Genomic DNA, 23,694 nt, shown 5'->3' with positions numbered 1-23,694 from the left:
GCAATGACCCCTGCCGCCCTCACCGACGAAGAGCTTGAACGTTACGCCCGCCACATCGTGCTGCCTGAGATCGGCGGCGCCGGCCAGCAGAGGCTGAAGCGGGCGCGGGTGCTGGTCATCGGCGCCGGCGGGCTCGGCGCGCCGGTGCTGGAGTATCTTGCTGCCGCCGGCGTCGGCACGCTCGGTATTGTCGACGACGACATCGTCTCGCTGTCCAATTTGCAGCGGCAGGTGATCCATGCCACCGACACGGTCGGCACCGCAAAGACCGGAAGCGCCAAGGCGGCGATCGCCCGTATCAATCCCCATGTCGCTGTCGAACAGCACGAATTCAGGCTGACGGCCGAGAACGCCGCTGCCCTCATTGCGCGCTACGACATCGTCGTCGACGGCTCCGACAATTTCGAGACGCGCTATGTCGTGGCCGATGCCTGCGCGGCGGAAAAGCGGCCGCTGGTGCACGCCGCCGTCGGCCGCTTCGACGGCTCGGTGACGGTGCTGATGCCGTTCGATACCGGCGCGGACGGCAAACCTAACCCAAGCTATCGCGACCTCTTTCCCGAGGCGCCGCCGGAAGGGTTGGTGCCGTCCTGCGCGGTGGCCGGCGTCATCGGCGCGCTGACCGGCGTCATCGGCACGCTGCAGGCGATGGAAGTGATCAAGCTGATCACCGGTATCGGCGAGCCGCTGGTCGGCCGGCTGCTGCTTTACGATGCGCTGTCGGCGCGCTTCGATACGATCCGCTACAAGAGAAGCTGACCGTATGGATCGCTCCATCGGCGTTTTGGTCACGCAGCTTGCCCCCGGCTTCGAGTGCTGGGACGAACTACGTGGCCTGATCATGCGGGCCTTTGCGCCGATGGACGGCGTCATCGATCCACCTTCCTCGGCCCATCTGCTGAGCACTGAAAGCCTCCGGGACAAGGCCGGCCAGGAGACGGTATTCCTGGCGCTGCAGGATGGCCGGATCGCCGGTTGCGTTTTCGCGCTGGAGAGGTCCGCCGATTTCTATGTCGGCAAGCTCGCCGTCGAAGCTGAATTTCAGGGGCAAGGCATCGGCAGGCGACTGATACAGGCTGTCGAGGATTTTGCCCGCGGCCGCAACAAGCCAGCCATCGAACTTCAGACACGGATCGAACTTACGGCAAATCACGCGACCTTTGCCCGTCTCGGCTTTCACGAAATCGCGCGCACCGCGCATCAGGGCTATGACCGGCCGACTTCCATCACCATGCGCAAGGAGCTCAAGTGAGCCTCGCCCTCAGCGCGCAGGAGCAAGCAGTCGCCGCCGGCCATGACGGGGCGGCGATGGCAATGCGCATCGTTGCCGAAAGCGCTGCGCTGCTTGGCGCGCCGCGGCTGATCCCGATCGCCTCGGCGCATATTGACGGCGCGCTCTATCATGGCGATTCCGGCACGCTGTTTGCCGAAAGGCTGGTCGAAGGCGGCGCGCGCGTTGCCGTGCGCTCGACGCTCAATGTCGGCGCACTCGATTTGATGGGCTGCTCGCGCGTGCGCCTCGAAGAGCCGGCGCGCGGCATGGCGCGGCGGATGATGGAGGCCTACCGCAAGCTGGGCTGCGAGCAGAGCTGGACCTGCGCGCCCTATCAGGCCGGCCACAGGCCAGCCCAGGGCAGCGACGTCGCCTGGGGTGAATCCAACGCCGTGGTCTTCTGCAATTCGGTGCTCGGCGCGCGCACCAACCGTTATGGCGACTTCCTCGACATCGCCTGCGCCATATCGGGCCGGGCGCCGGATTACGGCTTGCACCGCGTCGAGAACCGGCAGGCGCGGCTGGTGTTCGATGTTTCAGGCCTCTCCGCCTCGTTCCTCGGTTCGGAGATCGTCTGGCCGGTGCTGGGCAGTCTCTATGGCCGCGAGGTGGGCAATGCCGTCGGCGTCGTCACCGGCGTATCCCACCATCCCGGCGAGGACGCGCTGAAAGCCTTCGGCGCGGCGGCGGCATCATCGGGAGCGGTCGGGCTCTTCCACATTGCCGGCGTGACACCTGAGGCACCCGACGCCGAGACCGTCCTGGCCGGCGGCAAGCCGGAAACGGTGATCCGCGTCACGTCGGAAATGGTCGCGAAGGCCCGCGTCGGCCTGTCCACCGCACTGACGCAAACCGCCATCGATGCGGTGGCGATCGGCAGTCCGCATTTGTCTTCGGCCGAATTCGATGCGCTGGAGCGGTTGATCGCTGGGCGGCGGCTTAGCGTGCCGATTTATGCCTGCACCGGCCGCCATGTGCTCACGACGCTCGAACGGAACGGCCAGCGCAAGACACTCGAGGGGAGCGGCGTGGTCATCGTCGCCGACACTTGTGTTGTGGTGACGCCGATCCTGCCGGAGCTTGCCGGCGGCGTGCTGATGACCAATTCGGGAAAGTTCGCGCAATACGCGCCGGGCAATACCGGCTACGCCGTGCTTTACGGATCGCTGGCCGACTGCGTGGAAAGCGCCGTCATCGGTAAGCCGCACTTTACGGATATTGCCGCATGAGCGCCTTGGCCGAAATCCTGGTGCCGGGTCGTGCCGGCGAAGGCGAGGCGCTGGTGCTGACCGCGCCTATCAGCTTCTGGGGCGGCGTCGATCCGCTGAGCGGCCGCATCGCCGATGTCCGCCACCCGCAGCATGGCGAGACCATTGCCGGCCGCGTGCTGTTCCTGCCAGGCACGATCGGTTCGTCCTCCGCCTCCGCCGTGCTGATGGAACTCGTCCACAACGGCCATGCGCCGGCGGCGCTCGTGCTGCACGAACCGGACGCGATCCTGCTGCTCGGGTTGATTGTTGGCAGGGAAATGGGCTGGCGGACGCCGGTGGCGCTCAGGCTGGAGCGCGATGCGTTCGCGGCCTACCGTGGAAAGCGGGTGAGCGTCGCTGACGACGGCGCTCTTACAACCGCCATCTGAACGCCGTCGACTTCAGGTCCTGAGCGGCAGCACGCGGTCCGGCGGACGGTGGCCGTCGAAGAAGGCGCGTATATTGATGATCACCCTCTCGCCCATGTCGATGCGGCCTTCGAGCGTCGCCGAGCCCATATGCGGCAACAGCACCACCTTGTTCTTGGCGGCGAGCTTCAGCAGCTTCGAGTTCAGCGCCGGCTCGTGCTCGTAGACGTCGAGGCCCGCGCCGGCGATCTTGCCGTCCTGGATCAGCTTGACCAGAGACTCCTCGTCGATGATGTCGCCGCGCGCGGTGTTTACGATGTAAGCGGTGGGTTGCAGCAGCGCCAGCCGCCGCGCTGACAGCAAATGAAAGGTGGCTGGCGTCGACGGACAATTGACCGAGATAATGTCCATGCGGGCAAGCATCTGGTCGAGGCTTTCCCAATAGGTCGCCTCCAGCCCTTCCTCGACCGCCGGCAGCACGCGATGGCGGTTGTGGTAGTGGATCGACAGGCCGAAGGCCTTGGCGCGCCTGGCGACCGCGGTTCCGATGCGGCCCATGCCGACAATGCCGAGGCGCTTGCCCCAGATGCGCCGCCCGAGCATCCAGGTCGGCGACCAGCCGGCCCATTTCTTGTCGCTGGTCAGGACATTGGCGCCTTCCGCCAGCCGACGCGGCACCGCCAGCATCAGCGCCATGGTCATATCGGCGGTGTCTTCGGTGAGCACGTTCGGCGTGTTGGTGACGGTGATGCCTTTCTTGGCTGCCGCCTCCACGTCGATCTTGTCGACACCATTGCCGAAATTGGCGATCAGCTTGAGATTGTCGCCGGCCTGGGCGATCAGCGCCGCATCGATCTGGTCGGTTATGGTCGGCACCAGCACGTCCGCTTCCTTGACCGCCGCGACCAGCTCCGGCTGCGTCATCGGCCTGTCCTCGACATTCAGCCTGGCGTCGAAGAGTTCGCGCATGCGGGTCTCGACCGGATCAGGGAGCTTGCGCGTGATGACGACGAGGGGCCGTTTTTTGCCTGCCATTGTTTCCTCGAACCCGATCTCGTTGAGACCTCTTTAACCAAGACAGGCGAAACTGAATACCGGTCGCGGTGCCTGCCACTCCTGTAACAAGCGGTGCCGCCGAAGACAAAGAAAAAGGGGCGCCATGGCCAAAGGGCAGGCGCCGAAAGGAACGAAAGTGTCTGGTTTCGCGTCGCTTCGCCTGGTCCTCAGCGCAGCGCTTCTCGGCGCTCTCCTGCATTCCCCGCAAGCCGCGGCGCAAGGTGCTGCCGCACCTGCGCAGACGGTGACGCTTGGGCCGAGCGGCCTGCCGCTGCCGCGTTTCGTCAGCCTGAAATCAGCCCGCGTCAACTCACGCGTCGGCCCGGGCGCTAACTATTCCGTCGACTGGATGTACACAAAGGCCGGGCTGCCGATGGAAATCATCCAGGAATTCGATACGTGGCGACGCGTGCGCGATGCCGACGGTTCGGAGGGCTGGATCAACCAGTCGCTGCTGTCGGGCCGCCGCACGGCGATCGTCGCCCCCTGGCAGCGCAGCAAGGGTGGCCGAATCAATCTGCTCGACGATGCGGACAAGGACGCCAGCGTCGTCGCCATCATCGAGCCGGGCGTGACGGGCACGATCAGAACCTGCGATGGCCAGTGGTGCGAAATGACCTTCGACGGCCACACCGGCTGGATCGCCCAGTCGCAGGTCTGGGGCGCCTATCCCGGCGAGCACGTCAAGAACTGAGATTGCTGGAAGGGCCGGCTAGCGGCCGATGCGGCCGAGATGGGTATCCTGGAAGCCGCTCGACAATTTCAAACCGTAGCCGAGAGCACGGTCGACCGCGATGTGGATAATCCAGATCAGCCCGATTGCCGTCGCCATCGAATTGGCCAGGACGTATCCGGCGAGCGCCAGGAAAAGCGGGACAATCAGGATATGCAAAGCATTGTAAGCGACGGCGCCAACGCGCGGCCCGGCGAGATAGCCCAGCATCGACAGGTCGGGCGCCAGGATGAGCAGGGCAAACAGCCACCAGGAAGTACCCGACAGCGCGTAAAGGACGATGCCCACCACTGCGACGGCGGCCCATTCGAGCCGGATCACCAGATCGACCGGTTTCATTGATGTGCTATTCAGGCGCCGCGCTTCGGGCGCAGCCGCACCACGATGTCGACATTGGCGATCTCCATGCCCGCGGGTGGCTCCGGCAGGTTGGAGACGGTCACCGGACCGCTTTCGATGTCGAAAATCCTGTTTTCGCCTTCGATGTAGAAATGATGGTGATCGGAGGTGTTGGTGTCGAAATAGGTCTTCGACCCCTCGACCGCGAGGATGCGCAGCATGCCGGCCTGGGTGAACTGGTGAAGGGCGTTGTAGACGGTGGCAAGCGAGACCGGCACGCCGGCGGCGATCGCCTCCTCATGCAGTTCCTCGGCCGAAAGGTGGCGGTCGCCTTTGGCAAAAAGCAGATCGGCCAGCGCAATGCGCTGGCGCGTCGGCCTTAGGCCGGCTTCGCGAACCCGCTTGTCCACAGCGACATTTTCCTTCCGGCAGCCCAGATCCATCTATTCGTCCAAGCCCACAGTTCCGCCTCAAGACACCCCCAGAGTGGCGAAAAAACGTCATCGACCGAAACTGGACACCTCTCGACATATATTCTGTTGGCCGAATGCGATCAATAGCGCGCATTGACCCGGGCAGACGGGCGGGTTAAGCGCAAACGCCGGTTTCCGGCTCGAAATGGATTGTGTTAGGAAACCAACGACAAGGGCGCCCACCGCCCGGGACTGTTATGGGGACGAGATTGATGGCGGGTTCGAAATCCAGCTACGGTTACGAGGAATTGCTGGCCTGTGCCCGCGGCGAGCTGTTCGGGCCCGGCAACGCCCAGTTGCCCTACCCGCCGATGCTGATGTTCGACCGCATAACCGAGATCAGCGAGACCGGCGGCGCCCACGACAAGGGCTTCATCCGCGCCGAATTCGACATCAAGCCGGACCTGTGGTTCTTCGCCTGCCATTTCATCGGCAATCCGATCATGCCGGGGTGCCTCGGCCTCGACGCCATGTGGCAATTGACGGGGTTCTACCTCGGCTGGCTCGGCGAACCCGGCAAGGGCATGGCGCTGTCGACCGGCGAAGTGAAATTCAAGGGCATGGTGACGCCATCGGTCAAGAAGGTCGAATACGGCATTGATTTCAAGCGCGTCATGCGCGGGCGCCTGGTGCTCGGCATCGCCGATGGCTGGCTTAAGGCCGACGGCGAACCCATATACGCGGCGACAGACCTCAAGGTGGGGCTGTCCAAGCAATCGGCCGCCTGACCGGCGCCACTGCAGCAGGGCGTTTCCCGGAACGCGCAATGACGCTGCAGCATTTTGATTTTGCGTATGATCGCCGGCCAAAACCGGCTACGGTTTCGGGATCATCCGCTGGAAGGAGTTGCGAATGAGAAGGGTCGTCGTCACAGGCCTCGGCATCGTATCGTCGATCGGCAACAATGCCAATGAGGTGCAATCCTCGCTCTACGATGCCAAATCCGGCATCAGCTTCTCCGATTCCTTCGCCGAACACGGCTTCCGCTGCCAGGTCTGGGGCGCGCCGACGCTTGACCCGTCGGCCATGATCGACCGTCGTGCCATGCGCTTCCTGAGCCAGGGTGCAGCCTGGAACCATGTCGCCATGGACCAGGCCATCGCCGACGCCGGCCTTGGCGAAAGCGACATCACCAATGAGCGCACCGGCATCGTCATGGGATCGGGCGGTCCGTCCACCCGTACCATCGTCGAGGCGGCCGAGATCACACTCAAGAACAACAGCCCCAAGCGCATCGGTCCTTTCGCGGTGCCGAAGGCGATGTCGTCAACCGCATCGGCGACGCTCGCCACCTGGTTCAAGATCCACGGCGTCAATTATTCGATCTCGTCGGCGTGCTCGACCTCCGCGCATTGCATCGGCAATGCCTACGAGCTGATCCAATGGGGCAAGCAGGATGTGATGTTTGCCGGCGGCCATGAAGACCTCGACTGGACGATGTCGGACCTGTTCGACGCCATGGGCGCGATGTCGTCGAAGTATAACGACAAGGCGTCAACGGCGTCCCGTGCGTACGACGCCAATCGCGACGGTTTCGTCATCGCCGGCGGCGCGGGCGTCCTCATCCTGGAGGAACTCGAACACGCCAAGGCGCGGGGCGCCAAGATCTATGCCGAGATCGTCGGCTACGGCGCGACGTCGGATGGCTATGACATGGTGGCGCCGTCCGGCGAAGGCGCGGTGCGCTGCATGCGCCAGGCGCTGGCGACGGTGTCTACGCCGGTCGACTACATCAACACCCACGGCACCTCGACGCCGGTCGGCGATTCCCGGGAAATGGCCGCCATCCGCGAGGTGTTCGGCGACAAGATGCCGTTCATCACCTCGACCAAGTCGCTGACCGGCCATTCGCTGGGCGCCGCCGGTGTGCAGGAATCGATCTACTCGATCCTGATGATGCAAGGCGGCTTCATCGGCGAAAGCGCCCATATCGAAAACCTCGATCCGGAATTCGAGGGCATGCCGATCGTGCGCAAGCGTATCGATGACGCCAGGGTCGACACGGTTTTGTCCAATTCGTTCGGTTTCGGTGGCACCAACGCAACGCTCGTTTTCCAGCGCTATTTCGCATAAGGCCAGCGCTTTTATATAAGGATTGCCGGCCATGGACGGACTGATGAAGGGCAAGCGCGGGCTTGTCATGGGCGTCGCCAACGATCATTCGATCGCCTGGGGCATCGCCAAGAAATTGTCCGAACACGGGGCGGAGCTCGCCTTCACCTATCAGGGCGATGCCTTCGGACGCCGCGTCAAGCCGCTCGCCGAGAAGCTCGGGGCGTCGCTGGTCGTGCCCTGCGACGTCGAGGATAGCGCATCAGTCGCGGCCACCTTCGAGACGCTCGGCAAGGAATGGGGCGGGCTCGACTTCGTCGTCCACGCCATCGGCTTTTCCGACAAGAACGAACTCAAGGGGCTCTACGCCGACACCAGCCGCGACAATTTCGTCCGCACCATGGTGATCTCCTGCTATTCCTTTACCGAGATCGCCAGGCATGCCGCCGCTCTGATGAGCGATGGCGGCGCGATGATCACGCTGACCTATGCCGGCTCCGTCCGCGTGATGCCGAACTACAACGTCATGGGCGTCGCCAAGGCCGGGCTCGAGGCCAGCGTGCGTTATCTCGCCAATGATTACGGCCCGCGCGGCATCAGGGTGAACGGCATATCGGCGGGGCCGGTACGTACGCTGGCCGGCGCAGGGATTTCGGACGCGCGGCACATGTATTCCTACCAGCAGCGCAACTCGCCGCTGCGCCGCACGGTGACCATCGATGAGGTCGGCGGCTCGGCGCTCTATCTTTTGTCCGACCTCTCGTCAGGCGTGACCGGCGAGATCCATTATGTCGATTCCGGCTATCACATCGTGTCCATGCCGACGCTGGATGAATTGAAGCAGACCGACAGCGGACGCGATTAGAGCCTGTTCCATCCCGATGAAATCGGGGCTCTATCTCTTTTGGTTAAGCATGATCTCCGGACAAACGGCTCCCGTTTGTCCGAGAAAAGCTGAGACCACCTTTCGCAATCATGCTCCAGTTCTTCCAGTAAAATTAGATGCATTGGTAGAAACTCATTTTAAGGAGATACCTGTTATACCTCCTACGGCTAGGGCACTGCGCGTTCTTGCTGGGCGCAAAGGATGCTTTAGGATCTATGAATTCGCGTGTGATCTTTCCGGAAAGTCGAGTTGATTTTTGGGATCATGCAACAGGGACTGAGTAATGCCTGCTGTCAGCAACCCGAAGCGAACACCTGTGTTCCGGCTGCTCACCGTCGCCGCCTCGGGCCTTGGCAGCTTCGTTCTCGGACTCTGGGGTCTCCGGTTCGGTTTCGGTGACGGCTTTGCCGGCATGCAGGCGGGAACCATGGTCGGCATCGCATCGGCTTTGTGCGCGCTGGCCGCTGCCGGCGCTGCACTCTCGTTCTTTGCCGGCGTCGATGAATCGGTGGACTACGTCTTCAACGAAACCCAGTTCGACAAGCTGACCGGGCTTTTGGCGCGGCCGGCCATGGTCGGCAAGATTGCCGACGCGGCGTCGGCGACGATCAAGACCGGCGAGCCGGTGTTCCTCATCGACATCGACATCGACCGCTTCAAGCAGATCAACGACGCGATCGGCTACAGCGATGGCGACGAACTGATCCGCGCCTTCACCAAGCGACTGAGGGCTTGCATGCCTGAAGGCACGGTGATGGGGCGCATCGGCGCCGGCGAGTTCGCCATCCTCGTCTCGGAACATGAGATGCAGGGATCGATGGAAGCCACTGTCGAAACCCTGATCGAGGAGATGCTGAAGCCCTACCAGCTTGATTCCCACCTGCAATCGGTCGGCCTGTCGATGGGTATCGTGGCGATGCCGAAGGACGGCGTCGATCCGGTCCTCGTCCTGCGCCGCTCCAACCTGGCGCTGCAGAATGCGCGCGCCGGCGGAGTGGGCAACTGGGCGGTCTTCCATTCCGACATGGGCCAGGTAGCCGATTACCGCCATTGGATCGAATCCGAGCTGCACATTGCCTTCGACCGCGGCGATTTCGACCTCCACTACCAGCCGCAGCTCGACCTGCCGAGCGGCCGCATCGTCGGCTACGAGGCGCTGATCCGCTGGAAACATCCCGAGCGGGGCATGATCCCGCCGATGGAGTTCATTCCGATCGCCGAAGAGACCGGCATGATCCACCCGATCGGCAATTGGGTGCTGCACAAGGCCTGCAGCGATGCCCGCCATTTGCCCGAGGACTGCTTTGTTGCCGTCAACATCTCGCCGGTCCAGTTCATGACCAAGGATTTCGTTGGTATCGTGCGCGACACGATGGCCAGCACAGGCATCAAGCCGTCACGGCTGGAGCTCGAACTGACCGAGACGGCGATGATGCAGGACCGCGACCGCGCCGCCATCATCCTGCAGCAGCTTGCCGACATGGGCATTTCGGTGGCCGTCGACGATTTCGGCACCGGCTATTCCAATCTGAGCTATCTGATCGACTTCGCCTTCGGCAAGCTGAAGATCGACCGCTCCTTCATCAGCCGCATGGACACCGATTCCAATTCGGGTGCTGTCGTCTCCACCATCGTCGGCCTGTCCCGGGCGCTTGGTGTCGGCATTATCGCCGAAGGCGTCGAGACCGAGAACCAGGCGACGCTCTTGAGAGCAGCCGGCTGCGAGATGGTGCAAGGCTATCTGTTCGGCAGGCCGGCGCCGCTCAAGATCAAGCCCGGCGAGATCAGAGCGACCATTCCCGTCCACGAGCCGGCGCGCATCGTCAGCATGCATTGAGGCGGCGCTACGCGCCTTTCCGGAAGTTGTCCTATCGACGCGCGGCAAAGACCTTGAACATGCCATCGCGGGTGATTTCGGTGTGGCTGGAGAACGCGGCCTTCAGAACCGGCTCGTAAGGCAGCTGGCGGTTGGCCACGATGAACAGCCGCCCGCCCGGCTTCAGCGCCTTGCCCGCCGCCTGGATCATGCCGGCGCCGATTTCCGGCTCGGCCGCCCGGCTGCGATGGAAGGGCGGATTCATGACAATGGCGTCATAGCGCCGCTCGACCGGCTCGCTCAGCAGATCGATCCAGAAGAAGCCCGGCTCGAAGCCTATGTTGCCGATATTGTTTTTGGCCGCCTCAAGCGCGTCGAAATCCGCCTCGTAGAGGTCGAGCCCGGTTATGCCGGGTGAACTTGCCGCAATCTCGGCAGCGACATAGCCCCAGCCGGCGCAGAAATCGGCGATCTTGCCACGCAGGTCTTTGGGCAGGTTGTCGACCAGAAGTTTTGAACCGGCGTCGATACGATCGAAGGAAAACATGCCGGGCGCGGTGCGGAAGCGGCCATCGATCAGCGCGACAGGGTTGGCGATCCGGAGTTTTTCCGCGGCGACCAGATCGACAGGACGGCGAAGCCAGAAGGCAATGCCGTGATGTTTCGGCAGATGGCCTTCGAGCGGCACAAGCTCGTCGATCCGCTTGCGCAGGCTGTCGATGCCGTCCTCCTTGCCGCCGGCGACAACGATCAGCCCGCCAGGGGCGACGCATTCGATCGCCTCGGCAATGCGCATTTCGTTCTGGCCGCGATGGCGGCCAACGAGGACGAGCGCTGCATCGAATGCATCGCCTTCCGGACGCGGCGTCACCGTGTTGCCGGCACGCTCCAGCGCGCGGAAATGCGGCCGGAAGCCCTGCACGAGGTGAAGCGCCGCCTCAAAACCTCCCGGCAGGCGGAAGCCGGGCTCGGCGCCGAGGAACAGCACACATTCGCCCTTTTGCGGCAGAGGCAGCGCCTCGGCCTCGAAGGGATGGAACAGTGTCCTCAGCGGCTCAGCGGCCATTCTTCGATCTCATGCCTGAAACAAACCGGGTCTTAAACGAAAACGGGCGCGACCTATGCCGCGCCCGTTTCAATTTCACTATCAGGCCGCTCAGGCGGCGTTTTCTTCGCCTTCGGCCTTCTTGTCGCGGACGATTTCCTTGCCGGTGGCCTGGTCGACGACCTTCATCGACAGGCGGACCTTGCCGCGCTCGTCGAAGCCCATCAGCTTGACCCAGACCTTGTCGCCTTCCTTGACGACGTCCGAGGTCTTGGCGACCCGGTCGTTGGCAAGCTGCGAGATGTGGACGAGGCCGTCACGCGGACCGAAGAAGTTGACGAAAGCGCCGAAGTCGGCGGTCTTGACGACCGTGCCTTCGTAGATCTCGCCGACTTCCGGCTCGGCGACGATGGTGTGGATCCACTTCTTGGCCGCCTCGATCTCCTTGGCGTTCGACGAAGCGATCTTGACCGTGCCGTCATCCTCGATGTTGATCTTGGCGCCAGTCTTCTCGACGATCTCGCGGATGACCTTGCCGCCCGAGCCGATTACATCGCGGATCTTGTCGGTCGGGATGTGCATGACCTCGATGCGCGGCGCGAACTCACCGAGTTCCGGGCGGGCGCCGGTCAGAGCATGCGCCATCTCGCCGAGGATATGCTGGCGGCCATCCTTGGCCTGGTCCAGCGCGATCTTCATGATCTCCTCGGTGATACCCTCGATCTTGATGTCCATCTGCAGCGAGGTGATGCCGTTGGCGGTGCCGGCGACCTTGAAGTCCATGTCGCCGAGGTGATCTTCGTCACCCAGGATGTCGGAGAGAACCGCGAAGCGCTCGCCTTCCTTGATCAGGCCCATGGCGATACCGGCGACGGGCTTGGCCAGCGGCACGCCGGCATCCATCAGCGCCAGCGAAGTGCCGCAGACGGTGGCCATCGACGACGAGCCGTTGGACTCGGTGATCTCCGAGACGACACGCAGCGTATAGGGGAACTGGTCAGCGGAGGGCAGCATCGGACGGATGGCGCGCCAGGCGAGCTTGCCGTGGCCGATTTCGCGGCGACCCGGCGAACCCATGCGGCCGGTCTCACCGACCGAGTAGGGAGGGAAGTTGTAGTGAAGGAGGAACTTCTCCTTGTACATGCCGGTCAGCGAATCGACGTACTGCTCGTCCTCGCCGGTGCCCAGCGTGGCAACAACCAGCGCCTGGGTCTCGCCGCGGGTAAACAGCGCCGAACCGTGGGTGCGCGGCAAAACGCCGACTTCGGAGACGATCTTGCGGACCGTCTTGAGGTCACGGCCGTCGATGCGCGAGCCGGTGTCGAGGATGTTCCAGCGCACGACCTTGGCCTGGAGTTCCTTGAACACCGAACCGATCTGCTCCGAGGTGTACTTGGCGTCTTCGCCTTCGGCCGGGGCAAACGCTGCCTTGACCTTCGCCTTGACGGCGTCGACGGCGGCGTAGCGCTTTTGCTTGTCGACATTCTTATAGGCATTGCTGAGTTCGTCGCCGACGATCTTCAGCATCTCGGCTTCAAGCGCGGAATAATCCGGCGCGGTGAAATCGCGCGGCTCCTTGGCGGCAACTTCGGCCAGCTTGATGATGGCGTCGATGACCGGCTGAAAGCCCTTGTGGCCGAACATGACGGCGCCGAGCATCAGCTCTTCGCCGAGTTCCTTGGCTTCGGACTCGACCATCAGAACGGCGTCGGCGGTGCCGGCGACAACGAGGTCGAGCTTGGATTCCTGCATCTCGTCGACATGCGGGTTGAGCACATATTCGCCGTTGATGTAGCCGACGCGGGCGCCGCCGACCGGGCCCATGAAGGGGACGCCCGAGAGCGTCAGAGCGGCCGAGGTGGCAACGATCGACAGGATGTCCGGATCGTTTTCGAGGTCATGCTGGACGACGGTGACGACAATCTGGGTGTCGTTCTTGTAGCCGTCGGCGAAGAGCGGGCGGATCGGGCGGTCGATGAGACGGGAAACCAGCGTTTCCTTTTCGCTCGGACGGCCTTCGCGCTTGAAGTAGCCGCCCGGGATCTTGCCGGCGGCGTAGGTCTTTTCCTGGTAGTTGACGGTCAGCGGGAAGAAATCGAGACCCGGCTTCGGCTCCTTCATCGAAACGACGGTGGCGAGAACCTTGGTTTCGCCGTAGGTCGCGAGCACCGCGCCGTCAGCCTGACGCGCGATCTTGCCGGTTTCCAGGATGAGCGGGCGACCGCCCCATTCGATTTCCACTTTGTGGTGATTGAACATGTCTTGTCCTTAATAAGCGGAAAGGGCCGCGCCGTTTCTCGGTGCGCGGATGCCCTTTCCCTGGCTTCCTTTCTCGGGCAGCCACGGGCAAGACAACGGGAAGCTCGGGTAAATTTCGGCGCTGGATAAGCGCACGAGCGTCCTGCAATCCTGCCCCATGACCGTCCATGGGCGGTTTCGAGTGGCCCTCTGCACGCTCGAAACCGGGTCTGGCCAATCGATGCGACTGGCAGAATGCGCGACCGGCGGGCCCTCCGAAGAAAGCCCGCCGGTCAATTCGTCAACGGCGCAGACCGAGCTTCTCGATCAGCGTCTGATAGCGCGCGTCATCCTTGCGCTTGAGATAATCAAGCAGGCTGCGGCGCTGGGAGACGAGAGCGAGCAGACCACGGCGGGAATGGTTATCCTTCTTGTGGTCCTTGAAGTGGTCGGTCAGGTTCTTGATGCGCTCGGAAAGGATGGCCACCTGGACTTCCGGAGACCCGGTATCGCCCTTGGCGGTTGCGAATTCACCCATCAGTTCCTTTTTGCGCTCGGCAGTAATCGACATCGTGTTTTTCCTTATCTGTTTGAGGAAACGGGTCGCCCTCAGCCGGGATGTCGTCCAGCAGGGGCCGGTGCAAGCAAAGCGACATGGCGCGATGCTGCGGCGCATATAGGGCAATTCCCCGGAAAACACCAGCCCAATTCATAAAGCCGGCTTGTCGCAGGCTTTTGCTGGGGAATCCAAGATTTCCCTGATGCCGGAGGCCTCAAGCGCGTGGGGTACGCGCTTGAGATCTTTGTTCTGCATGTCGTTGACCCAGAACCGCTGACACTTCTGGGCGACATGCATTAGAGCCACTTCCTGCGTTTGAAGAAGACGATCAGGCCGACAGCAACGGCCAGCATGAACAGCAGCGAGGCCGGGTAGCCATAATAGGCTTTCAGTTCCGGCATATTCCATGGCGAGCTTTCAGGGTCGAAATTCATCCCCCAGATACCAACCAGGAAGGTTAGCGGCATGAAGATCACCGAGACGATGGTCAGATAAGAGATGACATCGTTGGTGCGCGCCTGGCTCAGCGACAGATGCATTTCGATAAGGCCGGTCAGCATGTCGCGCTGGTTCTCGACCAGTTCGATCAGTCGCAGTGCGTGGTCGAGCGTGTCGTTGAAAAAGATCTTCGTCTCGGGCTTCACATAGGGCACGTCGTTGCGGATCAGCGTCGCCAGTGCGTCGCGCATCGGCCACAGCACGCCCTTGAGCACATTGGCGTCGCGCCGCAATTCGTGCAGTTGCCGCATCTGATGCTTGTGCGGGGTGTTGAGCATCTCGTCCTCGATGCCGTCGACCTCCTCGCTCGCGGCCTCAATCGGCGGGAAATAGCTGTCGACGATGGAGTCGATGAGCGCATAGGCCAGATAGTCGGCGCCGCGCACCCGCAAGCGGTTGGGCAGCGAGGCGGCAATGCGCTTGCGCACGGGATCGAACGGATCGCCTTCGCGCTCCTGGAAGGTGACGACGAAATTCCTGCCGAAGAACACCGCGATCTGCTCGTAGCGATGCACCTTGACGTCGTCGATCATGCGCATGACGACGAAGGCGTGATCCTCGAAGAAATCGACCTTCGGCCGCTGGCCGGTGTTGACGACATCTTCCAGAGCCAGCGGATGCAGGTTGAAAATCCGGCCGATCTCCTCGATCAGTTGGATGTTGGCCAGCCCGGTGCAATCCAGCCAGACGACCGGCCAGTTGTCGCAATGGGTGTTGAGATCATCGATGCTGGCCTTGTCGATGGTCTTGAATTTTTCCGGTGAGATCAGCGTCAGCCGGAGCTCGGAGCGGCGCGCCGCCGGATCGGCGATCAGCGTGCCCGGCGAGGCGCCGACCGGCGGTCGCCGCGTTTTCACCGGCGCCCGCTTCTTCACACCCTCAGCCTTTGCCATCTGCCCCTCGGATGTAACCTCGAAGTGAAACTAGACGAGAGTGGTCAGCCGGCAAAGACCCGCTTCGGCTTGAACATGCCTTGCTCGATGGCGCCTATGGCGACCAGCTTGCCGCGCGCGGTTGCGCAGGCTTCCTCGGCTTCCACGGGCGCGTCGCGACCGCGGATGATGACGGGATTGCCAAGACGAATCTTGGTCGCCGCTTCGTCGCTGATTGCGATCTGCGGCAGGCAGTCGAGCGCGGCCGCCGTATCGACAAGCAGCGCATCGATGGCGCCGAAGTCGATCGGCGCATCGACAACATCGGCGTCGCCGTCAGCTTCGCGCTGTTCGCCGAAACGGGCGGCCTCCAACTCAGCGACGGTGACGAAATCTTCCTGGGTGAACGGCTCTACCTCAACCCGGCGTAGTTCGGCGATATGACCGAAGCAGCCAAGGTCGCGGCCCATGTCGCGGGCCAGCGAGCGCACATAGGTACCCTTGCCACATTCGACCTCGAACAGGGTGCGGTCGGCAGCGTGCTCCACAATATCGAGGCGGCCGATTTCAATCTCCCGCGCGGGTATGTCGACCGTCTCGCCCTCGCGGGCGAGGTCGTAGGCGCGTTCGCCCGCTATCTTGATGGCCGAGAATTGCGGCGGCGTCTGCATGATGACGCCGGTGTATTTCAGCAGCAGCGTCCTGACGTCGACCTCGGCCGGACGCCGGTCGGAGTTTTGCGTTACCGGACCCTCGAGGTCGTCAGTCGAGCGCTCCTCGCCCCAGGCGACGGTGAAACGATAGATCTTGGCGCCGTCCTGGACGTAAGGCACGGTCTTGGTGGCCTCGCCGAGCGCGATCGGCAGCATGCCGGAGGCCAGCGGGTCGAGCGTGCCGGCATGGCCGGCCTTTTCGGCCTGGAACAGCCATTTGATCTTGGAGACGGCTTCGGTCGAGCCCATGCCGACCGGCTTGTCCAGCACCACCCAGCCGGAAATCGGCCGGCCCTTCTTCTTGCCGCGGCGCCCCACTATTTCTGGTCCTTGTCGTTGTCTTCGCCATCGGCACCCAAGTCTCTCGCGACTTCGGGCGACTTCAAGAGATCGTTGATCCTGGCAAAATTGTCGAAGGACGTGTCGAGCTTGAAGCGGAACTCAGGCATGAACTTCATCTGCCGCAGCGCGCCGGAGACGCGGCCACGGACGAATTTCGCGTGCTTGTTGAGCGCGTCGATCACTGCACCGGTATCCTTGGCGCCGAGCGGCGAGACAAAAGCAGTGGCAACCCTCAAGTCGGGCGACATGCGCACTTCCGAGACCGACACCACGGTATTCTCGATCAGCGGATCGATGATCTCGCCGCGCTGCAAGGTTTCGGAGAGTGCATGGCGCACCTGTTCGGCGACGCGCAACATGCGCTGGGATGGGCTGGAGACGGTTGGACGGGGCATTTTTCTCAATCCTGAAAGCGTGAGGCGCGGGATAGGACCGTGCCGCACGTCTCATACTTGTTCTATGCATGTCGTTTATCCCAAAACCGCTACGCACTTTTGGGCGACATGCATTAAAGTTAGGGCGGCGGTCTTTCGACCACCGCCCGGTCGTATCGACAGTATACGAACTCAGAGCGTCCGGGTCACCATCTCGACGCGGAAGCACTCGATGATGTCGCCGACGCGCATGTCCTCGTAGTTCTGGAAGGCCATGCCGCACTCCTGACCGCCCGGGACTTCCGCAACTTCGTCCTTGAAGCGCTTGAGCGTCTTCAGCGTGCCTTCGTGGATGACGACGTTGTCGCGGATCAGGCGTACGCCCGCACCGCGCTCGACCTTGCCTTCGGTGACACGGCAGCCGGCAATCTTGCCGACCTTGGTGATGTCGAAGATCTCGAGGATCTCGGCATTGCCGATGAAGGTCTCGCGACGTTCCGGCGACAGCAGGCCAGAAAGCGCCGCCTTCACGTCATCGACGAGGTTGTAGATGATCGAGTAGTAGCGGATCTCGATACCGGCAGCGACAGCGGCAGCACGTGCCTGCGCATTGGCGCGGACATTGAAGCCGATGATGGCGGCGCCCGAAGTCTCCGCCAGCGACACGTCGCTCTCGGTGATGGCGCCGGCGCCGGCGTGAACGATGCGTGCACGCACCTCGTCGGTGCCGAGCTTGTCGAGAGCAGCGCTGATCGCCTCGATCGAACCCTGGACGTCGCCCTTGATGACCAGCGGGAATTCCTTCAACCCGCTCGTCTGCAACTGCGACATCATCTGTTCGAGCGAGCCGCGCTGGCCGGCATGCTTGGCCACCGCCTTCTCACGGGCCAGACGCTGACGATACTCGGTGATCTCGCGGGCGCGGGCCTCGTTGTTGACGACGGCGAAGCGGTCACCGGCCTGCGGCGTGCCTTGCAGGCCAAGCACCTCGACCGGCATAGCCGGAGGGGCTTCCTTAACCTGTTCGCCACGGTCGTTGACCAGCGCGCGCACCCTGCCCCACTCGTTGCCGGCGACGAGAATGTCGCCCGGCATCAAGGTGCCGGTCTGCACCAGCACGGTGGCGACGGGGCCGCGGCCTTTGTCGAGCTGGGCTTCGATGACGACGCCCTCGGCGGTGCGGTCCGGATTGGCCTTGAGATCGAGAATTTCGGCCTGCAGCAGGATCGCCTCGAGCAGCTTGTCGAGATTGGTGCCCTTGGTCGCCGAGACTTCGACGTCCAGCACTTCACCGCCCATCGATTCGACGAACACCTCATGGCGCAGCAGTTCCGAACGTACCTTCTGCGGATCGGCGCCGTGCTTGTCGATCTTGTTGATCGCCACGATGATCGGAACGCCGGCTGCCTTGGCATGGCTGATCGATTCGATCGTCTGCGGCATGACGCTGTCGTCGGCCGCCACCACCAGGATGGCGATGTCGGTGGCCTGGGCGCCGCGGGCGCGCATCGCCGTGAAGGCGGCGTGGCCGGGCGTGTCGATGAAGGTGATCTTCTGACCGTTCTTCTCAACCTGATAGGCGCCGATATGCTGGGTGATGCCGCCGGCTTCGCCCGAGACGACATTGGCGTTGCGGATGGCGTCGAGCAGCGAGGTCTTGCCGTGGTCGACGTGGCCCATGATGGTCACGACCGGCGGCCGCGACACCAGGTCCTCGGCATTGTCGGCGATGTTGAACAGGCCTTCCTCGATGTCGGACTCGGCGACGCGGCGGACCGTGTGGCCGAATTCGGTGGCGACCAGTTCAGCCGTGTCGGCGTCGATAATGTCGCCCGGCTTCAGGATCTGGCCCTGCTTCATGAAGTACTTGACCACATCGACGGCGCGCTCGGACATGCGCTGCGCCAGTTCCTGGATGGTGATGGTTTCGGGCAGGATCACTTCGCGCATAACCTTCTCGCGCGGCTCGTTGTGCATCGCGCGCTTGAATTTTTCCTGGCGGCGACGCATCGACGACAGCGAGCGGGCGCGCGCATCCTCGTCGGAAAGCGCCGTGTTGAGGGTCAGCTTGCCGCGACGACGGTCTTCCTCAGCCTTGGTCGGCTTGGCCGGACGCGCCACTTCGGGCGTGACCGGACGGCGAACCGGTGCCCCGACGCCGGTGCGTTTCGGCTTGACCTCTTCCTCGTCATCGACCGTCGCCAGTTCGGCGGCCAGCGGCGCGCGACGGCGCGCCTCTTCCTCGGCACGGCGGCGGGACTCGGCCTCAGTCTGCAGACGAGCTTCTTCCTCGGCCTGACGGCGCGCGGATTCCTCGCGCTCGCGCTTTCGGCGTTCCTCGTCCTCAGCACGGCGCTTGGCGTCTTCGGCGGCGCGCTGGCGATCCTCGACTTCGCGAACCTTGGAACCTTCGAGCGCCCTGCGCCGGGCTTCCATTTCGCCACGCGACAATTCGTTCAGCACCATGCCGCTGCGTTCGACCGGCGGCGGCGGGGGCGGCGCCTTGGGCGCTTCCTGCACCACGGGGGCTGCCACAACCGCGGGCTTGGGCGTCAAAACGGGTGCAGCCACCGGCTCCGGCTTGTCGCCGGGCATGGAGAATTTGCGCTTCTTGATCTCGACCTGGACCTGCTTGGTGCGGCCATGCGAGAAATTCTGGCGCACGACGCTCTGCTCGGTACCGGGGCGCTTCAGCGTCAAGGTCTTCTTCGGTGTAACACTCAACGTCTTGTCGTCGCCCGATTTCGTATCGCTCATTCCATATCCTCTGCAGCATCATCTTCGTCAGCAACGGCCGCAAGCATTGCCAGATCGTCGGGGGTTCCGCCCCGATATCGGTCGAGCGCAACCATGCGCTTCTCAACCGCCTTGCCCGCGTCTCCCGCGAGAACGGCAGCATGTATCACATTTGTGCCCCCCAATGCCAAGCTCAACTCGGCCTCGGAGAAAAGTTTGTAGGCAAGGACTGCAGGCCCGCCGAGGTGGACAGTTGCCCGCCGCGCCTGGCTGATCTTGCGCACGCCGTCGTCGGATGCTTCGGTCGCGTGGAGCACGAAAAGCGCCAGTCCACTGCGCACCGCGCTCTCGACCTTGGTGGCGCCGAGAGCGATCGCGCCGGCCTTGCGAGCAAGGCCGAGCATGCCCAGAGCGGATCGTGCAAGCAGTCCGTCGACCATGCCACCGAGATCGGGCGGCACGGTCACTTGCGCCTTGAAGGCGCGGGCAAACAGGTTCTTCGCCGCCGCCTTGTCGATATGTAGGCGGTCGGCGCTCACCCAACAACCACGGCCGGGCAGGTTTCTCTTGATGTCCGGAACGACGGCCGAATCCGGGCCGACGACGAAACGGATCAGCTCATCCGGCTCGGCTTGCCTGCGGGTAACGATGCAGGTGCGATCGTTCATCTCGTCCTGGGGCGGGTTGTGTGCGATGCGGTTTCACCTCACGCACCAACAGCTTCGTCAGCCGGGACCTGTTCGGCTGCAAGCTCGTCTTCGGTGATCCAGCCGGCCTTGAGGCGGGCTGCCAGAACCATCTGCTCGGCATCGGCGCGCGACACGCCGTGATTGGCGAGCACGCCCGGATAGACCTTGGTCTCGCCGTCCTTGCGTTCCTTCCAGCCGGTGAGGTCGTCGGCGGCATAGCCGGCGAAATCCTCGATCGTCTTCACGCCATCCTCGCCGAGCGTCACCATCATGGCGGTGGTGACGCCGGGGATTTCGCGCAGCTCGTCGGTGACGCCCAGCGCCTTGCGCTTCTCGTCATGCTCGGCTTCGATTTTCTCCAGATATTCGCGGGCGCGGGTCTGGATCTCTGAAGCGGTGTCTTCGTCGAAGCCGTCGATCGAGGCGATCTCGCCCGAATCGACATAGGCAACTTCCTCGACGCTGGTGAAGCCTTCGGAAGCCAGCACCTGGCCGACCATCTCGTCGACATCGAGCGCTTCCATGAACAGCGACGAACGTTCGACGAATTCCTTCTGGCGGCGCTCGGATTCCTCGGCCTCGGTCAGGATGTCGATATCCCAGCCGGTGAGCTGGGAAGCAAGACGCACGTTCTGGCCGCGGCGGCCAATGGCCAGCGACAGCTGATCGTCCGGCACCACCACCTCGATGCGCTCGGCATCTTCGTCGAGCACGACCTTGGCGACTTCCGCCGGCTGCAGCGCGTTGACGATGAAGGACGCGGCCGAAGGCGACCACGGAATGATGTCGATCTTCTCGCCCTGCAATTCGCCGACGACGGCCTGAACGCGGCTGCCGCGCATACCGACGCAGGCGCCGACCGGATCGATCGAGCTATCGCGCGAAATGACGGCGATCTTGGCGCGCGAGCCCGGATCGCGGGCGACCGACTTGATCTCGATGATGCCGTCGTAGATTTCCGGCACTTCCATGGTGAAGAGCTTGGCCATGAACTGCGGATGGGTACGCGACAGGAAGATCTGCGGGCCGCGCTGTTCGCGGCGCACGTCGTAGACATAGGCGCGGACGCGGTCGCCATACTTGTAGTTTTCGCGCGGGATCAGCTCGTCGCGGCGGATAATCGCCTCGCCACGGCCGAGATCGACGATGACGTTGCCATATTCGACGCGCTTGACGGTGCCGTTGACGATCTCGCCGATGCGGTCCTTGTATTCGTCATACTGGCGGTCACGTTCGGCCTCGCGCACCTTCTGCACGATGACCTGCTTGGCCGACTGGGCGGCGATGCGGCCGAAATCCATCGGCGGCAGCTGCTCGGCGATGAAGTCGCCGAGCTGGGCGTCGGGATTGCGCTCGCGCGCCGAGGAGATGGCGATCTGGGTGGCGTAGTCGTCGACCTTCTCGACCACTTCCATCAGCCGCTGCAGCTTCATCTCGCCGGTGGTGGCGTTGATGTCGGCGCGGATGTTGGTTTCCTGGCCGTAGCGCGAGCGCGCAGCCTTCTGGATCGCATCGGCCATGGCGGCGATGACGATCGACTTGTCGATCGACTTTTCACGCGCGACCGCATCGGCGATCTGCAGCAGTTCAAGTCTGTTGGCGCTTACAACCATGTCTTTATCTCCCGAACTGGGTGCCGGAGCTTTGGCCCGGCAGCTCAATCGTTATTCCTGTTCGTGTTCTTCCGTGGCGTCTTCGGAAGCATCATCTTCCGGCTCGCCGCGGCGTTTCTTGGCTTCCTTGCGTTCCCGATTGTCCTTCGACAGGGCGTCGCGGATGAGGTCGTCGGTGAGGATCAGCCGCACATCGGCGATCGCGTCATAGGGCACGCGCACCGTCGGCTCTTCGCCATAAGCGGCCTTGTCGCGCTCGATCAGCACATCGTCTTCAGCGGCTTCGGCGATCTTGCCTTTGAAACGCTTGCGGTCGGCAACCAGCACCGAGGTTTCCATCTTCACCAGATGGCCGGTCCAGGTGACGAAATCCGACTTGCGCACCAGCGGCCGGTCGATGCCGGGCGACGACACTTCGAGATGATAGGCCTTCTCGATCGGATCGTCGACGTCGAGGGCCGGCGACACCGCGCGGCTGACCTCTTCGCAATCCTCGACGGTCATGGTGCCGTCCTCGCGCTCGGCCATGATCTGCAGCGTCAGCCCGTTCTGGCCCGACAGATGCACCCGCACGAGGCGGAAACCGATGCCGCGCAACACCGGCTGAACGATCAGCGCGATGCGCGCATCGATGCCGCTTTCGCGGATGATGCGGTCGTCGGCTTCGCTTGCCGTTGCAGTCATGCGGTTCCTGTCGTTTTCTGATACCGAGCGGCAGGTAATAAAAAAGAGCGGGACCGGGTGGACCCACTCTTCGTCATACCGACCAAGAATTTGAGGCTGATATAAACGATCCCGGCCGGTGTTTCAAGTCTCGATGCCAGCGCTGATCGTGACGGCGGCTGCTTATAGCTGCCGCGGCCATTTCTGGGATGCATGCATGACCGTGATGATCTCGATCTCGCGACCGACCACCCGATACGGAACGAGGTACGGGATATCGGTCAGCACAAGCTCTCGCGTGCCCCTTATTCGCCCGATGCGTCCCATTGCCGGTTGTTCGGCAAGGTTGTCCGCCGCGGAGACGATGCGGGCAACGACCCGTGCGGCGGCGTTGGGGTTGTCCTTTGCTATAAAGGCGCCAATCTGATCGAGCCGTCGCAGTGCGCGGATCGTCCAGCGGACCCGGCTCATCGGTCGAGAGACGGCTTGACGTATTTCGCCACCACTTCGGCCAACTCTTGTTCGCTTGCAAATTCACCGCGGTCGGCCTCGCCCAACCCAGCCTCGATCTCTGCAAGTTGCCATTCTTCCCTGGCAACGTAGTCTTCGATCGCCTGAGCCGCGACGTAGGAGCGGGAGCGGTCAACTTTACCCGCCAAGCGGTCAAGCTTGGCTGCCATCTCATCAGAGAGCCGTACCGTAAAAGCAGCCATCGGCGCCTCCATTCTGGTTAATGTTGAAACCAATCTGGTTCACATTGAATGTGGTGGAACCAATCCGGTTCGTCAATTGCTATAGACAGTCGCATTGCGCGGGGCGCATGCCGCCTATGCGGTAACGGCCCTGTGATTTCAGACGTCGCATCCCTATCTGTGTTGCACTGCACAAACCGAGATGGCGCGGTGGCGCGCGAAAGGTCAAGACAATGAACAAGCGTACTGTGTTTTCCACCATAGGCGACGCCTTCGCCCTGTTCGGAAGCGCCGTTGCCGCCTCGCGGGCCGTCGAAGCCGGCCGCAAGCCGCGCGCGAACGATTTGCGCCGGCTCGGCATGGACCCGACCGCTTTCGACAAGATCGGCCGTTTCTAAATCTGAAGCGGACCAC

Annotated in this window: 26 protein-coding genes; 10 read left to right on the top strand and 16 right to left on the bottom strand. The window is 63.0% G+C overall.

The genetic code is table 11. The features are described 5' to 3' along the window. Window positions 1–3: 3 nt before the first annotated feature. The 4 genes from AC1D1N_RS19515 to AC1D1N_RS19500 are packed head-to-tail and all read left to right on the top strand — an operon-like array spanning window position 4 to window position 2,912. Window positions 4–759, top strand: a complete 756-nt coding sequence (locus AC1D1N_RS19515; protein WP_436257964.1) for a molybdopterin-synthase adenylyltransferase MoeB — start codon at window positions 4–6, stop codon at window positions 757–759. 4 nt (window positions 760–763) lie between these two features. Continuing rightward, a complete protein-coding gene (locus AC1D1N_RS19510; protein ID WP_477350440.1) occupies window positions 764–1,252 on the top strand; it encodes a GNAT family N-acetyltransferase in 489 nt (162 codons plus the stop codon). Further along, the gene (locus AC1D1N_RS19505) at window positions 1,249–2,502 is read left to right on the top strand and encodes an aconitase X (protein WP_477350438.1); all 1,254 of its coding nucleotides are present in this window, start codon (window positions 1,249–1,251) and stop codon (window positions 2,500–2,502) included. The genes AC1D1N_RS19510 and AC1D1N_RS19505 overlap by 4 nt, the downstream gene beginning before the upstream one ends. Further along, the gene (locus AC1D1N_RS19500) at window positions 2,499–2,912 is read left to right on the top strand and encodes an aconitase X swivel domain-containing protein (RefSeq protein WP_477350436.1); all 414 of its coding nucleotides are present in this window, start codon (window positions 2,499–2,501) and stop codon (window positions 2,910–2,912) included. The genes AC1D1N_RS19505 and AC1D1N_RS19500 overlap by 4 nt, the downstream gene beginning before the upstream one ends. A 12-nt stretch (window positions 2,913–2,924) precedes the next feature. On the opposite strand, the gene AC1D1N_RS19495 is transcribed toward AC1D1N_RS19500, so the two are convergent. Next, window positions 2,925–3,926 (bottom strand): 2-hydroxyacid dehydrogenase, encoded by a 1,002-nt coding sequence (locus tag AC1D1N_RS19495; RefSeq protein ID WP_112560544.1) that lies wholly within the window; start codon window positions 3,924–3,926, stop codon window positions 2,925–2,927. 157 nt (window positions 3,927–4,083) lie between these two features. On the opposite strand from AC1D1N_RS19495, the gene AC1D1N_RS19490 reads away from it, so the two are divergent. Beyond that, window positions 4,084–4,641 (top strand): SH3 domain-containing protein, encoded by a 558-nt coding sequence (locus AC1D1N_RS19490; protein WP_436257960.1) that lies wholly within the window; start codon window positions 4,084–4,086, stop codon window positions 4,639–4,641. Between the two features lie 18 nt (window positions 4,642–4,659). Here the strand turns inward: AC1D1N_RS19490 and AC1D1N_RS19485 are convergent, their stop codons facing one another. Together AC1D1N_RS19485 and irrA are read right to left on the bottom strand one after the other, a co-directional pair. Further along, window positions 4,660–5,019 carry a DUF4260 domain-containing protein gene (locus AC1D1N_RS19485; RefSeq protein ID WP_112560545.1) on the bottom strand — a complete coding sequence of 120 codons (360 nt, stop codon included), beginning with the start codon at window positions 5,017–5,019 and terminating at the stop codon, window positions 4,660–4,662. A gap of 11 nt (window positions 5,020–5,030) precedes the next feature. After that, window positions 5,031–5,462, bottom strand: coding sequence for an iron response transcriptional regulator IrrA (gene irrA, locus AC1D1N_RS19480; RefSeq protein ID WP_436257959.1), 432 nt, complete (start codon window positions 5,460–5,462; stop codon window positions 5,031–5,033). 242 nt (window positions 5,463–5,704) lie between these two features. Between irrA and fabA the strand changes: the two genes are divergently transcribed. From fabA to AC1D1N_RS19460, 4 genes are all read left to right on the top strand, one after another. Beyond that, the gene (gene fabA / locus AC1D1N_RS19475; RefSeq protein ID WP_023669566.1) at window positions 5,705–6,220 is read left to right on the top strand and encodes a 3-hydroxyacyl-[acyl-carrier-protein] dehydratase FabA; all 516 of its coding nucleotides are present in this window, start codon (window positions 5,705–5,707) and stop codon (window positions 6,218–6,220) included. Between the two features lie 124 nt (window positions 6,221–6,344). Beyond that, window positions 6,345–7,565: a beta-ketoacyl-ACP synthase I gene (gene fabB, locus AC1D1N_RS19470; RefSeq protein WP_477350433.1), complete on the top strand. Its 1,221-nt coding sequence runs from the start codon at window positions 6,345–6,347 to the stop codon at window positions 7,563–7,565. A 31-nt stretch (window positions 7,566–7,596) separates the two neighbouring features. Next, on the top strand, window positions 7,597–8,409 hold the full coding sequence (gene fabI / locus AC1D1N_RS19465; RefSeq protein ID WP_112566379.1) for an enoyl-ACP reductase FabI: 813 nt from the start codon (window positions 7,597–7,599) through the stop codon (window positions 8,407–8,409). A gap of 304 nt (window positions 8,410–8,713) precedes the next feature. Beyond that, complete coding sequence (locus AC1D1N_RS19460) at window positions 8,714–10,267, top strand: putative bifunctional diguanylate cyclase/phosphodiesterase (protein WP_477350431.1); 1,554 nt, start codon at window positions 8,714–8,716, stop codon at window positions 10,265–10,267. A 31-nt stretch (window positions 10,268–10,298) separates the two neighbouring features. Here the strand turns inward: AC1D1N_RS19460 and AC1D1N_RS19455 are convergent, their stop codons facing one another. The 13 genes from AC1D1N_RS19455 to AC1D1N_RS19395 form a co-directional block, all read right to left on the bottom strand. After that, window positions 10,299–11,312 carry a class I SAM-dependent methyltransferase gene (locus AC1D1N_RS19455; protein ID WP_477350429.1) on the bottom strand — a complete coding sequence of 338 codons (1,014 nt, stop codon included), beginning with the start codon at window positions 11,310–11,312 and terminating at the stop codon, window positions 10,299–10,301. A 90-nt stretch (window positions 11,313–11,402) separates the two neighbouring features. Next, window positions 11,403–13,550 (bottom strand): polyribonucleotide nucleotidyltransferase, encoded by a 2,148-nt coding sequence (gene pnp, locus AC1D1N_RS19450; protein ID WP_112566388.1) that lies wholly within the window; start codon window positions 13,548–13,550, stop codon window positions 11,403–11,405. A gap of 280 nt (window positions 13,551–13,830) precedes the next feature. After that, window positions 13,831–14,205 (bottom strand): 30S ribosomal protein S15, encoded by a 375-nt coding sequence (gene rpsO, locus AC1D1N_RS19445; protein ID WP_436257955.1) that lies wholly within the window; start codon window positions 14,203–14,205, stop codon window positions 13,831–13,833. Window positions 14,206–14,238: 33 nt separating this feature from the next. Then, entirely contained in the window at window positions 14,239–14,385 is a 147-nt protein-coding gene (locus AC1D1N_RS19440) for a hypothetical protein (protein WP_436257954.1), read from the bottom strand. Next, a complete protein-coding gene (gene corA / locus AC1D1N_RS19435; RefSeq protein ID WP_436257953.1) occupies window positions 14,385–15,479 on the bottom strand; it encodes a magnesium/cobalt transporter CorA in 1,095 nt (364 codons plus the stop codon). Before corA ends, AC1D1N_RS19440 begins: the two co-directional genes overlap by 1 nt. A gap of 44 nt (window positions 15,480–15,523) precedes the next feature. After that, a complete protein-coding gene (gene truB, locus AC1D1N_RS19430; protein WP_436257952.1) occupies window positions 15,524–16,489 on the bottom strand; it encodes a tRNA pseudouridine(55) synthase TruB in 966 nt (321 codons plus the stop codon). Beyond that, a complete protein-coding gene (gene rbfA, locus AC1D1N_RS19425; protein WP_352555306.1) occupies window positions 16,489–16,908 on the bottom strand; it encodes a 30S ribosome-binding factor RbfA in 420 nt (139 codons plus the stop codon). The genes truB and rbfA overlap by 1 nt, the downstream gene beginning before the upstream one ends. A 171-nt stretch (window positions 16,909–17,079) precedes the next feature. Then, complete coding sequence (infB, locus tag AC1D1N_RS19420) at window positions 17,080–19,644, bottom strand: translation initiation factor IF-2 (protein ID WP_112566400.1); 2,565 nt, start codon at window positions 19,642–19,644, stop codon at window positions 17,080–17,082. Beyond that, window positions 19,641–20,291, bottom strand: a complete 651-nt coding sequence (locus tag AC1D1N_RS19415) for an RNA-binding protein (protein WP_112566403.1) — start codon at window positions 20,289–20,291, stop codon at window positions 19,641–19,643. The genes infB and AC1D1N_RS19415 overlap by 4 nt, the downstream gene beginning before the upstream one ends. A 38-nt stretch (window positions 20,292–20,329) precedes the next feature. Beyond that, the gene (nusA, locus tag AC1D1N_RS19410) at window positions 20,330–21,925 is read right to left on the bottom strand and encodes a transcription termination factor NusA (protein WP_112566406.1); all 1,596 of its coding nucleotides are present in this window, start codon (window positions 21,923–21,925) and stop codon (window positions 20,330–20,332) included. A gap of 51 nt (window positions 21,926–21,976) precedes the next feature. Beyond that, on the bottom strand, window positions 21,977–22,609 hold the full coding sequence (gene rimP, locus AC1D1N_RS19405) for a ribosome maturation factor RimP (protein WP_436257951.1): 633 nt from the start codon (window positions 22,607–22,609) through the stop codon (window positions 21,977–21,979). 162 nt (window positions 22,610–22,771) lie between these two features. Further along, window positions 22,772–23,059: a type II toxin-antitoxin system RelE/ParE family toxin gene (locus AC1D1N_RS19400; protein WP_436257950.1), complete on the bottom strand. Its 288-nt coding sequence runs from the start codon at window positions 23,057–23,059 to the stop codon at window positions 22,772–22,774. Then, window positions 23,056–23,301, bottom strand: a complete 246-nt coding sequence (locus AC1D1N_RS19395; protein WP_477350425.1) for a CopG family ribbon-helix-helix protein — start codon at window positions 23,299–23,301, stop codon at window positions 23,056–23,058. Before AC1D1N_RS19395 ends, AC1D1N_RS19400 begins: the two co-directional genes overlap by 4 nt. Window positions 23,302–23,513: 212 nt before the next feature. Here AC1D1N_RS19395 and AC1D1N_RS19390 point away from each other — a divergent pair, with 212 nt between their 5' ends. Then, complete coding sequence (locus AC1D1N_RS19390) at window positions 23,514–23,678, top strand: hypothetical protein (RefSeq protein WP_352587157.1); 165 nt, start codon at window positions 23,514–23,516, stop codon at window positions 23,676–23,678. Window positions 23,679–23,694: the final 16 nt, after the last annotated feature.

This window comes from Mesorhizobium sp. P2_B5 (assembly GCF_056404775.1).
The sequence above is the reverse complement of the archived record's forward strand: the minus strand, read 5'-3'. Positions and strand labels throughout refer to the sequence as shown.

Bases quoted from the DNA above. Each gene is read 5' to 3' on its own strand.
- AC1D1N_RS19515 (WP_436257964.1), top strand. From the start codon at position 4: ATGACCCCTGCCGCCCTCACCGACGAAGAGCTTGAACGTTACGCCCGC.
- AC1D1N_RS19510 (WP_477350440.1), top strand. From the start codon at position 764: ATGGATCGCTCCATCGGCGTTTTGGTCACGCAGCTTGCCCCCGGCTTC.
- AC1D1N_RS19500 (WP_477350436.1), top strand. From the start codon at position 2,499: ATGAGCGCCTTGGCCGAAATCCTGGTGCCGGGTCGTGCCGGCGAAGGC.
- AC1D1N_RS19495 (WP_112560544.1), bottom strand. From the start codon at position 3,926: ATGGCAGGCAAAAAACGGCCCCTCGTCGTCATCACGCGCAAGCTCCCT.
- AC1D1N_RS19485 (WP_112560545.1), bottom strand. From the start codon at position 5,019: ATGAAACCGGTCGATCTGGTGATCCGGCTCGAATGGGCCGCCGTCGCA.
- irrA (WP_436257959.1), bottom strand. From the start codon at position 5,462: ATGGATCTGGGCTGCCGGAAGGAAAATGTCGCTGTGGACAAGCGGGTT.
- fabA (WP_023669566.1), top strand. From the start codon at position 5,705: ATGGCGGGTTCGAAATCCAGCTACGGTTACGAGGAATTGCTGGCCTGT.
- fabB (WP_477350433.1), top strand. From the start codon at position 6,345: ATGAGAAGGGTCGTCGTCACAGGCCTCGGCATCGTATCGTCGATCGGC.
- fabI (WP_112566379.1), top strand. From the start codon at position 7,597: ATGGACGGACTGATGAAGGGCAAGCGCGGGCTTGTCATGGGCGTCGCC.
- AC1D1N_RS19460 (WP_477350431.1), top strand. From the start codon at position 8,714: ATGCCTGCTGTCAGCAACCCGAAGCGAACACCTGTGTTCCGGCTGCTC.
- AC1D1N_RS19455 (WP_477350429.1), bottom strand. From the start codon at position 11,312: ATGGCCGCTGAGCCGCTGAGGACACTGTTCCATCCCTTCGAGGCCGAG.
- pnp (WP_112566388.1), bottom strand. From the start codon at position 13,550: ATGTTCAATCACCACAAAGTGGAAATCGAATGGGGCGGTCGCCCGCTC.
- rpsO (WP_436257955.1), bottom strand. From the start codon at position 14,205: ATGCGCCGCAGCATCGCGCCATGTCGCTTTGCTTGCACCGGCCCCTGC.
- AC1D1N_RS19440 (WP_436257954.1), bottom strand. From the start codon at position 14,385: ATGCATGTCGCCCAGAAGTGTCAGCGGTTCTGGGTCAACGACATGCAG.
- corA (WP_436257953.1), bottom strand. From the start codon at position 15,479: ATGGCAAAGGCTGAGGGTGTGAAGAAGCGGGCGCCGGTGAAAACGCGG.
- rbfA (WP_352555306.1), bottom strand. From the start codon at position 16,908: ATGCCCCGTCCAACCGTCTCCAGCCCATCCCAGCGCATGTTGCGCGTC.
- infB (WP_112566400.1), bottom strand. From the start codon at position 19,644: ATGAGCGATACGAAATCGGGCGACGACAAGACGTTGAGTGTTACACCG.
- AC1D1N_RS19415 (WP_112566403.1), bottom strand. From the start codon at position 20,291: ATGAACGATCGCACCTGCATCGTTACCCGCAGGCAAGCCGAGCCGGAT.
- nusA (WP_112566406.1), bottom strand. From the start codon at position 21,925: ATGGTTGTAAGCGCCAACAGACTTGAACTGCTGCAGATCGCCGATGCG.
- rimP (WP_436257951.1), bottom strand. From the start codon at position 22,609: ATGACTGCAACGGCAAGCGAAGCCGACGACCGCATCATCCGCGAAAGC.
- AC1D1N_RS19400 (WP_436257950.1), bottom strand. From the start codon at position 23,059: ATGAGCCGGGTCCGCTGGACGATCCGCGCACTGCGACGGCTCGATCAG.
- AC1D1N_RS19395 (WP_477350425.1), bottom strand. From the start codon at position 23,301: ATGGCTGCTTTTACGGTACGGCTCTCTGATGAGATGGCAGCCAAGCTT.
- AC1D1N_RS19390 (WP_352587157.1), top strand. From the start codon at position 23,514: ATGAACAAGCGTACTGTGTTTTCCACCATAGGCGACGCCTTCGCCCTG.